We start from the raw sequence: 12240 nt of genomic DNA, 5'->3' as shown, positions 1-12240 counted from the left end.
GTTGTAAATGATGAAGAAGAGAAGAAGTTACGTTTGCGAAGTCTGTGGTTATGATTCCCCTGCCTGGTTCGGCCGTTGCCCTTCCTGCGGCGAGTGGAATACCGCGGTGTCTTTTACTGCAGAAGGAAGCCGCGAAGAAGCTTCCTCGATTGCAGACCTAGAGGCTAGACCTCTTTCTGAAATCGACACTAGACAATCCTTGAGAATAGACACTCACATCGAAGAGTTGAACAGATCTCTTGGCGGCGGTATAGTACCCGGTAGCGCAATTCTTGTCAGTGGAGAACCTGGAATTGGGAAGTCTACTCTGATGCTGCAACTATCAGACTTGGTGGCAGATGAGAGACCCGTTCTTTATTTATCTGGGGAGGAATCTGTCCATCAACTGAAGTTGAGGGGCGACAGACTTCGGCTACTAAACAAGGAACGAATAGAAGTTGTATCCACTAACGAAATAGACGCTCTCAGATCGCTTGAGATTGGAAAGTACGGAATGCTGGTGGTAGATTCATTGCAGACCATAAGGGTGTCAAGCGCTCCTTCTTTACCCGGTTCTGTGGTGCAAGTCAAGGAGTGTGCAAACATGCTCGTTTCACTGGCGAAGACCTCTGAAATACCTGTTATGATAGTATCTCACATAACTAAAGGTGGGCAAATCGCTGGTCCAAAGCTTGTGGAGCATCTTGTCGACACAGTCCTTTATTTCGAATCAAGCAAGACGGGATACAGGTTCCTTAGAACCGTGAAGAATCGATTTGGTCCATCCGATGAAATCGCCGTCTTCGAAATGACTGCGGAAGGGCTGAAAGAGGTTCCTGACATAAGTAGCCTCTTTGTTGAGGATTACACAAGTGCTCCCGGCAACGTAGTATCGGTTATCTACGAAGGCTCGAGATCCTTTCTGGTAGAAGTTCAGGCGCTCGTTTCGAAACCAGTATATGGAACCCCCAGGAGGCTATCAACCGGAGTGCCACTAGAAAGACTGCTTCTAGTAACCGCCGTGCTGAATAAGAGGGCGGGTATTCCACTGGACAGTCTTGATCTATACCTTAACGTTGCAGGAGGGCTTCAGATAGAGGATACCGGTGTTGACTTGGCAATTGCAGCAGCTTTGATATCTTCGTACTCCGATACATCAATGTCTGAAGGTGTAGGCTTTTTTGGTGAGATCGGCCTCGACGGGACCATTCGCTCAGTATCTTCAACAGAGAAGAGGCTGGAGAGAGCTAGAAAATCATCTTTCTCAAGGATAGTCTCGCCAGAGGGAAGAAATGGTATAAAAGATGTGAAGCAACTCTTGAAAATCATCGGAGGTATGAAGAGTGGAAAGGAGTGAACTAATAGAGAAAATCAAGAAGATTGCGCCGGGGACTCCTTTAAGACATGCTCTCGATGATATACAGGATGCCAGCGTGGGAGGTCTGATTTTCTTTGTCGATGACTACAAGAAGTATGGTCAGCTTATGCAGATAGGGTTTCTTCTGAACTGCCAGTTCAATCCTAACAAGTTGTATGAGTTAGCCAAAATGGATGGTGCGATCGTGGTGGATGATGATCTCACAACGATAGTCGGAGCTAACGTTCAGCTGATTCCCGATCACACGATCCCGACCAATCAGACAGGCATGAGGCACAGGGCTGCCGAAAGAATGGCTAAAGAGACGGGCAAGATGCTTGTTGCGGTCTCAAAGAGAAGAAATACGATGACTATCTTTTTGGGCGATTACACTTATACCTTGAACAGTGTTGAGACGCTTACCTCTAAAATAACTCAGACAATAAGAACGGCAGAGAAGTACAAAGAGGCCTTCATTGAGGCGCTGCAGGGAATAGAATTCATGGAGCGAGCAGGTTCACTCACGCTCTTTGATGTTGTTAAGACAATACAAAAGGGACTGATGGTCCTTCTAATTTGCGAGGAAGCAGAGTTTACAATAGCCGAATTAGGTAACCACGGAAGATTCCCTGCATTGCAAGTAGCAGAGATTTTGGTGAATGTTAATGAAGAAATCGAAAGTCTCGTCCTGGATTTCAGTGAACAGTTACTTGATCAGGATAATCTTGAAGAGGCAATCGGAAAATTGAGGAATCTAAGCGAAAAAGAGATAAGCAGTTTCGGGGTAATATTGAGGCATCTTGGATACGAAATTAACACTGCCTCTCAGGCTGTTGAGTATTTCATTAGATCAAGAGGAATACGTTTTGCTCGGCATATACCTAGAATTCCTCTTCAGGTCGCAATAAACCTGGGCAAGGAATTTGGGACGCTATCTAATCTTCTTGAGGGAACGGAAGACGAACTGATGGATGTCGACGGAATTGGCGAAAAGCGTGCCTCTGCAATAAGACACGCAATTGAAGTTTACAAGAAGTCCGGCGAGATCACAATTCCAGGTTTCTGAGCTCCTTAGAGAGATCTTTAAGCTCTTTCTTCGAAATTCTCTGAGGGAAACCTTTGTCAAGAATCAATTCCCCTGAATTCCAAACCTTATCAAAACTCGTGTCAAAGAACGATTTCAGGACCAATTGAAGTGTTATAGGCAAATGAGAATCGAACTTTTCCAGGTCAAGGCAGGACCTCGACAACGCCAGGTCGGCCGAATAGCCTTCTTTAAGCACTCCCGTACTTTTTCCGAACAACTTCTGGAACAACCTGTGGTTGTTATCGAAGAGAGTCTTTCTTATCTCATAATCGATGAGATAATTGTCGAAACCCCTGTGGTACCTTTCAGTAAGAATAACTTCCTTTGCCTCTCCCAACATATCCGAACCAATGAATCCTGTACCCAAACAAACTTGCATCCCCCGACCGAGTAGGTCGGATATGTTTGACTGAAAGCTACCTGCGTACATTTCTGATCTGAGTGATTTCGTCACGAAGATTCTCCGGGAAGAGATAATATCCATGTCAGTTTCGCTTAGATTACCTCCGTAGATGACACCACATTCGGATCCAAGGATACCGTTTTTCAGGAGTCTCTCTATAAGACTCTCTCCCCACCTGAGAAGGCAAGTCTCATTCTCTCTCTTCATGTCGAAAATGAAGAGGTTCAGATTCATCCCTTTTTCGTACAGCTCTCTCAATTTTCTCAGGCTATCTTCGTTATAGGTGGCAAGCTCACTTACGTAGACTATTGGGCAGAACGTGGAGTCGCGAGTAACGCTTTCCCAGCGCTCCGCGATGTTGTCAATTGTCTCCTCGGTCAATATAGGTCCGACAGCAAGGTAAACTCCGTACTTGGCTGCGACTTCCTTGTAGAATGTTGGATCGATTTCAGGATGATCGACTATTGGGCTGCTGATTGCGACAGAACCACTCCTGATTGCTTTCAATACGGCGACTTCCGCAGAAAGCCTTACTAAAGAAGGGTTAATCTCGCTTCTGACGGATTCCAGCAGATTGCTGAAAAAGCTTTTGTTAGTCTGATTATCTTTAAGAAGTTTCAATGGGTATGAGGAGATGCTGGAATAGACGCTGTAATGTGCATTAAAAAACGAAGGCAAGAGAATTCCCCTTTCGCCGTCGATTATCTCTTCGTCTTCTTGGATGCTGTACTCTCTCCTCGGTCCGACAAAAGTGATCTTCCCATTCTCAAATCTAACCAAAGCATCATCCACAAGAGGGTTCTTCAGATCATTTGTGAATGCCAAAACATTAGTTACGATCATCTGGAACCACCTCTTTTTGATTCGAAATAGGATCTGATAACGTAACACTCAAAGCTGAATAATTTCGGGATAATCTTGAGTCGTTTTCCAGGTTCTTGAAATATCCTGTACAGCCACTCAAGGCCGGCTTTCTGCATGAACAAAGGAGCTCTCTTCAGATCGCCTGAGATAACATCAAAAGAACCACCGACTCCCATCAAAAGCATGGCGTTAAGTCTGTCAAGGTTCTTCGCAATCCAGATATCTTGTCTTGGAACACCCATACCGACAAAAACAATATCCGCTGATGAATTGTTTATTTTCGAAACGATTGTATCACTTTCCTCTTGTGTGAAAAAGCCGCTGTGATACCCAACGATGTCTATTAGTGGAAATCTTTGTTTTAGTTTTTCGGTAGTCTTTGTTACGATACTCTCTTTCGACCCCAGAAGGAATATCTTTTGACCCACCCCGGATGAAAGTTCGCAGATTTTAAGCATTAGGTCTATTCCGGGTACTCTTTCAATTCTTTGTTTTGAAATCAGCTTGATCGCTTTCAGCACACCGCTACCATCGGGAACTACATAATTGACTGTACTCAGAGCCTTCTTGTATTCTTCGTTGTTGATGTATTCATAAGCAATCAAGGCGTTGAGCGTGAGCACATGTGATCTCACTCCCAATTGCGTTCGCTGTATGAGCTCATCGGCTGCAGAAACGAGGTCTTTTTCCTGGAGATCAAAATCAAGGAACTGCAAACACACACCTCCACACTTCATTAAAGCACAAATGAAAACCTTTTCAACGAAAAGAGGAAGGCTAAGCCTTCCTCTGGTGCCGAGGGCGGGAATCGAACCCGCACGGGGCTCTCAACCCCAGCGGATTTTGAGTCCGCCGCGTCTGCCAGTTCCACCACCTCGGCCAGCAATAAAACTTTACCATCAATGATTATTGGTGTCAACGAGCGTTCACTCAGAAATAAGCATAGAAATCACTTTGGAATGCAAGCCAGGTAAGAGTTATCAGTTGCCAAGCAACTCCTCAAGCGAAAAACAAAACTCAGGCATTCCAACTGCCCAGGGACCGATTTCGTACGGTTGGAAGTAAATGCAGAGCCTTCCTCCCTTAAGGTAGAAGCCCTGATCCGACGTGACTCCTTCAAAGTACTCAGGCCAGAGATCATCGCGGGCAGAGATTTCTTCCTTAATCAATCCGTTCAATTTCTCTTCAGTTTTTTTGCTTCCGAGAATGTTGTGCAAAGCAACAAGTCGGGACTTCTCCAGATCGATGTTATACGTTCTTCTCGATGCGTTTGGATGTGCGCCTCCGGTGAACTCACTGAAGACCATGTCTATGCTTAGAATTCCATCACTAAGATAAGCGGAGTAAACAACATAGACATCGAAAGTTCTGAATGGCCACTCAGAAGTCTTAGACTCTTCAAAAGCTTTCCGGGCCAATTCCTCGATTTCGCTTCTATACTGGGATATTTCACCCTCGATAGTAGAATTCAGAAACTGCTCGAAAGGTCTGTCTCTAAGTCCATTGACTGAAGGTATCTGTACATTTACGGCACAGATTTCGGAATCCTCAATTAAATTCTCTCCAAGAACGGAGATCAGTTTCCCTTGAGAAACAAAGATCTGCTCAGGAAGATCGACCGTATAGGAGAAGACAACGGCCAGTGCAATAAATAGATAGCCTGCTATCAACAGCTTACGCATACAATTCCCTCCTTTTGATCACTTGAAAGACCGGTTCGGTATTCTTCACAACCGGAAGCGTTCTCCTGCGATCATCTAGTAAGATCATATCACTGACAAATCGGGATTAGTTGCCTATCAAGAAAGTGTGGATCGTGATCATTGAGAGATCAATGGCTACAGATATTGATTGTCGCAGAATCAGGAAAGTTTCTAATCGTTCAAGCTCTGTTATCGTTTCTCACAACGGTCTTCTGTACAGAATGAGCAGTGATTTGCAGCAAATATCGGTTCCGAAAAAGCACAAACGCTTCGCAATGTTTCTGACAACTACAGAATTCGAAAACGGGCGCTGAATTCATTCAGCAAAAAAGCCTTATTCCGGTGCTATGATTATCACATGGGGGGGTGATAGTCTTGATTGCAGAAATAACCCTAGATATGGTGAGGGTGACAGAGGCGGCGGCCCTCTTTTCTAGTGTTTATCTTGGCCGCGGTAACAAAGAAGCAGTAGATCAAAGAGCTGTAGATGCAATGAGAGGTATTTTAGATTTGCTCGACATGAAGGGAACCATAATCATTGGCGAAGGAGAAAAGGACGATGCACCAATGCTGGCTGCCGGAGAGCATGTTGGAAAGTGGAATGACGACGATCCGGAAGTCCTTATCGCTGTTGACCCGGTAGATGGAACCAGGTTGGTTGCGAATGGAAGATCTAATGCGTTAAGCGTGATTGCAGCAACTGAAGGAGGCAAGGTAGCTCCTTTACCAACCTACTATGTAGACAAATTGGCGGTTGGAAAGGAGCTTGCAGGAAACCTGGATATCGACGCAACTCCACGAGAAAACCTCCGTATCGCGGCAGCTATCCTTGGTGTCAAAGTATCGGAACTGACGGTGACAATGCTCGATCGAGAGAGGAACTACCCTCTCGTTGAGGCCGTTAGAGCTGTCGGTGCAAGAATCAGACTGATCAATGATGGAGACATTGCTGCGGCAATCGCGACTGCTCTTCCTGATGGAGGGACAGAAATCTACATGGGCGTTGGAGGCTCTCCAGAAGCAGTTCTGGCTGCAGCGGCACTTCAGTGTATGGGTGGTGAGATCCAGGTGAAGTGCTGGCCAAGAGATTCAGAAGAGATTGAAAAGGTAGATAATTCTTCGTTTGAGCTTGATAGAGTCTATCGAACAAAGGATCTGATTGATGGTGAGGAGGTTGTCTTCAGCGCCACCGGAATAACTGACGGTTCATTCCTGAAGGGTGTTCGCTTCACCCATAACCAGGCTATAACCGATTCTATCGCCATGCGATCAAGCACCAGAACGGTTAGGAGAATAAGGGCTTATCACGAAATCGCCTATAAGACCATTACAACGAAATCGGGAGGTGAAGTCTTCATTTTCAACAGCTTGCTTGGTAAGAGAGGTTAGTAGTTTATCCGCAGTTCTTTACTTCCCTGAGTTTGGAGGTCTGAAGTCGTTTCAAATCACAATTGATCTGCTTTTCATTTTGCGGACAGCTACCACTAGTTAAAGTGCTATAATTGCCGCAAAACAGAGGGGGGAGACTCTGTGATTTGCGTCTTGGTGAACGACACCGATTTTGGGACATCTGTATCGCCTGTTGAAAGCGCTTTGGAGACAGCAGGCGTAGCATACAGAACCTGGAGGATATTTCTTGAGGGCTTTCCTGAAGATGGATCGGGATGTGATGGTCTGGTTCTGTCAGGAGGCTTCTCGATGAGCGAGTATTTCGATGGTGGTGCTCTTTCTTGGGGAGCCTCATTTGTTAAGGATTTTCATGGTCCTGTTCTGGGTATTTGTCTGGGAATGCAAATCTTGGCTCGGCTCTTTCAGGAATCCTTGGTAGCCTCGCGTGAGCTCGGAGTATCAAAGGTTAGGTTGGACACTTCGAATGAGCTGTTCAGGGGAATGAAATCGGAAGTGAATGCCTATCAGCGTCACAACTATGGCCTTCCATACATTCCCGGTGGCTATTATCAAATTGCATGGGGGGAATCGACCTTCATACAAGGGATAGCTTCTCTTGACGGATCGCGATTCGGTGTGCAGTTCCATCCAGAGGAAATCGAACTTGGTTCTGAAGAAGAGTTGCTGAGAATCTTCTCCAACTTCTCGACTATAGTTAATTCTCGCTAGACAGCTATTCAGGAGGGGAAAATGAAAATAGGCATTATTGGTGTTGGCAACATAGGTGGTATTTTTGCGAACAGACTGCTTCACGAGCTGCATGACCTTGAGCAGCTTTACTTGCTGGACAGGAATCTCGACAGACTCTCCGGTCTTTCTGCCGAAAGTGAAAAAGTGGTAATCGCAAAGAGTCCAAATGAAGTTCTTTCCAATTGCACCCACGTGATCATTTCGGTGAAACCTCAAGACTGTGGGGAGCTATTCCTGGAGATAATTAACGGAAAGAACGACGGTCCAGTGGTTATCAGTACTATCACCGGGATAGAAATCAAGGTCATTTCGAAGAATACAGGACTGGAGAAGATTGCAAGGATCATGCCAAATGTTCCGAGCGCTATCGGACGAGGGGTAACGGGATTCGTCTGCTCGACTTCTTTGACCGGAAGGGAGAAGAGAGAAGTGGAGAGAATTCTTCTTACGATGGGCGACATAGTTGAGGTCCGTGAAAAGGACCTCGCAGCTGTAACGGCTTTGAGTGGAAGCGGTCCTGCATTCGTCTTCGTGATAGTGGAATCGCTGATCGATGTTGGTTTGAAGATGGGCCTTTCCTATGATGTCGCTAGAGAGCTAATTTTAGGAACTCTCGGAGGGTCTGTTGAACTCCTCAAAGTTAAAGGCAATCACCCGGGCGAATTCAGACATCTAGTAACTTCCCCAGGAGGAACAACCATCGAGGGAATTTACTCCTTGGAAAGGGAAGGACTTAGGGGAACCATAATGAAAGCGTTGTTTGACACTTACCTAAGAGCAAGGGAGATAAATTCCGAACTGGAGGTGACCGAAGATGGATCTGCTAAGTAAGGGAGAGAGAGTTAGGAATGCCTCCAGAAAACTCAGGCTGATCACCACAGAAGAGAAGAACGATGCAATTTCAATGATTGCTAAAGAGATTGAAATGCATAAGGATGTGATTCTCAGAGCAAATGCTGTCGATGTCTCCAACGCCAGAGAGAAAGGAACGAAGGAATCGCTGATAGACAGGCTAGCGCTTTCTGAAAGTAGGATACAAGCCATGGTTCAGGCTTGTCGCGAAGTTATAGTGCTGCCTGACCCGGTAGGCGAAATAGAGAGTACGCGGCTACAGAAAGACGGCCTTCGAATTTCGAAGGAAAGAGTGCCGATAGGAGCCATCGGAATGATATTCGAGTCAAGGCCCAATGTAACTGTTGATGCATCGATCCTTGCCATAAAATCGGGAAATTCTATCCTTTTGAAGGGAGGAAGCGACGCTATTAACTCGAACAAGGCCATCGTACTGATAATGAAGAAAGCACTTTCTCTGGCCGGGCTTCCGGATGGTTCCATTGAGTTGGTTGAAGATACTTCACGCGAAGTAGTGAAAGAGATGTTGGAGATGAACCAGTACCTTTCTCTTATAATCCCAAGAGGTGGCGCTGCTCTCATCAAGTTCGTTGTTGACAATTCTAGAATCCCGGTTATAGAAACCGGTACTGGTAATTGTCACATCTTCGTCGATTATGGTGCTGATTTGGAAAAATCGGTTTCGATTGTCGATAATGCGAAGACTCAGAGGCCAGGTACCTGCAATGCAGTCGAGACATTACTTGTCCACAGAATGATTGCGGCCGAGTTTATTCCTCGGGTCGCCAGTGTTCTTACCGCAAAGGGAGTAGAGCTCAGAGGTTGCGCAGAATCGATAAAATACTGGAAAATGAATCCTGCGACCGAAGAGGACTACTTCGATGAGTTTCTCGATCTAATACTTGCAATCAAGGTCGTAGAGAACGTAGAAGAAGCTATGCAGCACATTGAGAAGTACTCATCGGGACATTCGGAATCGATATTAACAAATGACTACTCCAACTCCAGGCAATTCCTTAGATGCGTAGATTCTGCTGTTGTCTACGTAAACGCTTCAACAAGATTTACGGACGGTGGAGAGTTTGGGTTCGGGAGTGAAATAGGTATCAGCACCCAGAAGCTTCATGCACGCGGTCCGTTTGGCCTGAAGGAACTTACAAGCTACAAGTATACGATACTAGGGGATTACCAGGTGAGAAAGTAATGTCAAGAATCGTGTTGAAAGTCGGATCAAACCTCCTGGTAAAAAGAGATGGCGAGATCGACAAGAAGTACATAACAGAGCTAGCAAGGGAAATAGCTATTCTGAAGTCGTCAGGTAATCAGGTTGTTCTTGTCTCTTCAGGGGCTAAAGCAGCGGGCTTCGGTTATCTTGAAGGGAGAAGAACATCTAGCGATTTGTACATGAAGCAGGCTCTTTGTGCTGCGGGTCAGGTTCAGCTAATGAAACTATACGAAAACGTGTTCGATCTTTTTGGCGAGAGAATAGCTCAGATCCTGGTCAACAGAGACGATTTTGGAGACAGGAAGCGATTTCTTAACCTGCGGAATACTCTTATAGGGTTGATAGAATTGGGTCTGATCCCTGTAGTGAATGAGAACGACACAACATCTACCGAAGAGATAATGTTTGGAGACAATGACATTCTCGCCTCGATGTTTGCAATAGGATGGCAGGCCGATCTTCTGATACTGATGTCCACTGTAGAGGGAATCGTAGACGAAAACGGTGAAGTGATTTCGGTGTTTGATACATCTAGGAGACTAAAGAACATAGAGAACTCCTCGTGGGGTACAGGAGGCATTAAGACCAAAATAAGAGCTGGACGGGCCGCATCTGCAAGCGGTATCAGAAGCTGCATCTGTAATGGGAGAGACTTGAATAACATAGAGAGATTTGCAAAGGGTGATGACATTGGAACCGTATTTCCCTCGATAGAATCGCCAGGTGCCCGGAAAACGTGGATTGGATTTCTCTCTACTCCGAAAGGGAGTATTAAGATCAACCGAGGCGCAGAAGGCGCAATTGCAAGAGGAAAGAGTCTCTTGGCCATAGGCGTGGAAGAAGTATCTGGAGACTTTTCTGAAGGCGAGGTGGTTAGTATACTCTCGGTTGATGGGTCGGAAATTGCGAGGGGAATCTCTAACTTCACCTCGCTTGAAGTCGATAAGATAAGGGGAGTTAGAAGCGACAGGATATCATCGATTCTTGGTCACGACTGCGCAAAAGTTGTGGTCCATATTGATAACTCTTACCGTATCTGATAGCTCTGGCTGAGCAAAGATTAGCTGCCTTCTACAGAGGGAAGGAAACCGGGATCAGCGAACTATCACTGTAATAGTAAACCGCCTCATGAAATGCTTGACGACAGCTTTCTAGCTTTGTTTTCCGGTCAAGCCGGTGAGAATCTGTGAGAGACGCTTATTTGGCGCTAAGCCGAGAGTAATTGACTTGTTTCTATTGACATCGTTATATACTCTTACTGAAATAGTCGTTGGAGGTAGGATATGTTTGATTTTCCCGAATATGTTTACTCTGATGTTAGGGTAGAGGAAGTCTCGAATAGCAATATAGTTGTTACTCTAGGAAGAACGGATAACATGAAGGAACAGAAATACGTTGCGGCTTTCATCAGGATTTTCGATGGAGAGAGGTGGTATTTCAGTTCTACTACGGACCTGAACTCTGTTCAAGGTGAGATCTACAGGCTGGCAGATCTTGCTAAAAAGAATCCATCTATCGAAGCGAACCAGATAGTTCAGAAGTTTCAGGTAAACAAGGGTTCGTTTTTGAGATTCGAGAAATCATCGGATATCTCAACTATACCTCTTAAGGAGAAGCGCGATATTCTTTCTACCTATTTTCCCATAGTCGAAGAAAGTGGTCTCGTGAGATTTTGGAGGGGCCAATACGTAGACCAGAGAGTTGTCAAGAGCTTCTTCTCCAGCAAGGGAGCAGATTTGAAGTTCGATTATCAAAGGGTGGGCTTCAGAATGCTCTATCAAATGGCCGATGGAGAAGAGCAGCTTATGGACAGATTCGACCTTGCCGGTAACGAGTTAGAATCGATCAAAGAACTTTCCGAGGACGTCAGGAAGTCAGTTGAAGCTTCTGAATACTTCATAAGAAACGCAAAGTCTGTGATCCCTGGAAGATATCCGGTGGTTCTTTCTCCAGAGGCGGCAGGTGTGTTTGCGCATGAGAGTTTTGGTCATAAGAGTGAATCAGACTTCATGCTCGGAGACGAGACGATGATGAAAGAGTGGAAAATAGGCAGAAAGGTCGGCAGCGAAATCCTTTCAATAGTAGATGATGGAAATAAACCTGGAGTAGGTAACGTTGTTTTCGATGACGAGGGAACAAAAGCTGAAGAAACTTACTTGATAAAGAACGGTTGTCTTTCAGGGAGGCTTCATAGTGCCGAGACTGCTGCCGCTCTAGACGAGGAGTTGACGGGAAACGCCAGGGCCGTGAGCTTTGAGTTCGAACCTGTAGTTAGGATGACGACTACCTACATCCTGCCGGGAAGGCTCTCCTTTGATGAATTACTTTCAGGTATCAAAGAAGGACTCTATGTCGATTCACTAAACCATGGTTCAGGAATGTCTACATTCACTCTCGCTCCCTGCAGAGCTTATATGATCAGAGATGGAAAGATCGCTGAGCCTGTGAAGATTTCTGTTGTGACGGGAAGTGTTTTCCAGACTCTTAACGAAATAGAGGGACTAACCGAGGAATTCAAGCTTCTGTCATTTGCGCTTGGAGGATGTGGAAAGATGGAACAGTACCCTCTTCCCGTTGGATTCGGCGGACCGTACGTGCGTGTACGTTCGTTGAATGCTCACTAGGAGGTGC

11 protein-coding genes and 1 tRNA gene are annotated in these 12240 nt (G+C 45.6%); 8 read left to right on the top strand and 4 right to left on the bottom strand.

What is annotated here, in order from left to right; genetic code table 11:
* Window positions 1-7: 7 nt before the first annotated feature.
* A complete protein-coding gene (gene radA, locus B3157_RS06910) occupies window positions 8-1336 on the top strand; it encodes a DNA repair protein RadA (RefSeq protein WP_292589846.1) in 1329 nt (442 codons plus the stop codon).
* Window positions 1323-2402: a DNA integrity scanning diadenylate cyclase DisA gene (disA, locus tag B3157_RS06905; protein WP_292589845.1), complete on the top strand. Its 1080-nt coding sequence runs from the start codon at window positions 1323-1325 to the stop codon at window positions 2400-2402. The genes radA and disA overlap by 14 nt, the downstream gene beginning before the upstream one ends.
* Here disA and B3157_RS06900 read toward each other — a convergent pair.
* The 4 genes from B3157_RS06900 to B3157_RS06885 all read right to left on the bottom strand — a co-directional run bounded on the left by B3157_RS06900 (window position 2383) and on the right by B3157_RS06885 (window position 5372).
* Window positions 2383-3669 carry an amidohydrolase gene (locus B3157_RS06900; protein ID WP_292589844.1) on the bottom strand — a complete coding sequence of 429 codons (1287 nt, stop codon included), beginning with the start codon at window positions 3667-3669 and terminating at the stop codon, window positions 2383-2385. The two genes, disA and B3157_RS06900, sit on opposite strands and share 20 nt — an antisense overlap.
* Entirely contained in the window at window positions 3666-4412 is a 747-nt protein-coding gene (locus tag B3157_RS06895; protein WP_292589843.1) for a WecB/TagA/CpsF family glycosyltransferase, read from the bottom strand. The genes B3157_RS06900 and B3157_RS06895 overlap by 4 nt, the downstream gene beginning before the upstream one ends.
* A 68-nt stretch (window positions 4413-4480) precedes the next feature.
* Window positions 4481-4570 (bottom strand) — tRNA-Leu (locus B3157_RS06890).
* 100 nt (window positions 4571-4670) lie between these two features.
* Window positions 4671-5372, bottom strand: a complete 702-nt coding sequence (locus B3157_RS06885; RefSeq protein ID WP_214079090.1) for a DUF3298 and DUF4163 domain-containing protein — start codon at window positions 5370-5372, stop codon at window positions 4671-4673.
* 396 nt (window positions 5373-5768) lie between these two features.
* On the opposite strand from B3157_RS06885, the gene glpX reads away from it, so the two are divergent.
* The 6 genes from glpX (at window position 5769) to B3157_RS06855 (ending at window position 12233) form a co-directional block, all read left to right on the top strand.
* Complete coding sequence (gene glpX / locus B3157_RS06880) at window positions 5769-6782, top strand: class II fructose-bisphosphatase (RefSeq protein ID WP_214061335.1); 1014 nt, start codon at window positions 5769-5771, stop codon at window positions 6780-6782.
* A gap of 141 nt (window positions 6783-6923) precedes the next feature.
* The gene (locus B3157_RS06875) at window positions 6924-7511 is read left to right on the top strand and encodes a type 1 glutamine amidotransferase (RefSeq protein WP_214061334.1); all 588 of its coding nucleotides are present in this window, start codon (window positions 6924-6926) and stop codon (window positions 7509-7511) included.
* A 21-nt stretch (window positions 7512-7532) separates the two neighbouring features.
* Entirely contained in the window at window positions 7533-8363 is an 831-nt protein-coding gene (proC, locus tag B3157_RS06870; protein WP_214061333.1) for a pyrroline-5-carboxylate reductase, read from the top strand.
* Entirely contained in the window at window positions 8347-9588 is a 1242-nt protein-coding gene (locus tag B3157_RS06865) for a glutamate-5-semialdehyde dehydrogenase (protein WP_292589837.1), read from the top strand. The genes proC and B3157_RS06865 overlap by 17 nt, the downstream gene beginning before the upstream one ends.
* A complete protein-coding gene (gene proB / locus B3157_RS06860; protein WP_099828671.1) occupies window positions 9588-10649 on the top strand; it encodes a glutamate 5-kinase in 1062 nt (353 codons plus the stop codon). Before B3157_RS06865 ends, proB begins: the two co-directional genes overlap by 1 nt.
* 243 nt (window positions 10650-10892) lie before the next feature.
* A complete protein-coding gene (locus B3157_RS06855; RefSeq protein ID WP_214079093.1) occupies window positions 10893-12233 on the top strand; it encodes a TldD/PmbA family protein in 1341 nt (446 codons plus the stop codon).
* Window positions 12234-12240: the final 7 nt, after the last annotated feature.

The organism is Mesotoga sp. UBA5557 (assembly GCF_002425715.1).
Lineage (GTDB): Bacteria > Thermotogota > Thermotogae > Petrotogales > Kosmotogaceae > Mesotoga.
This window is presented reverse-complemented; position numbering and strand designations above follow the sequence as displayed.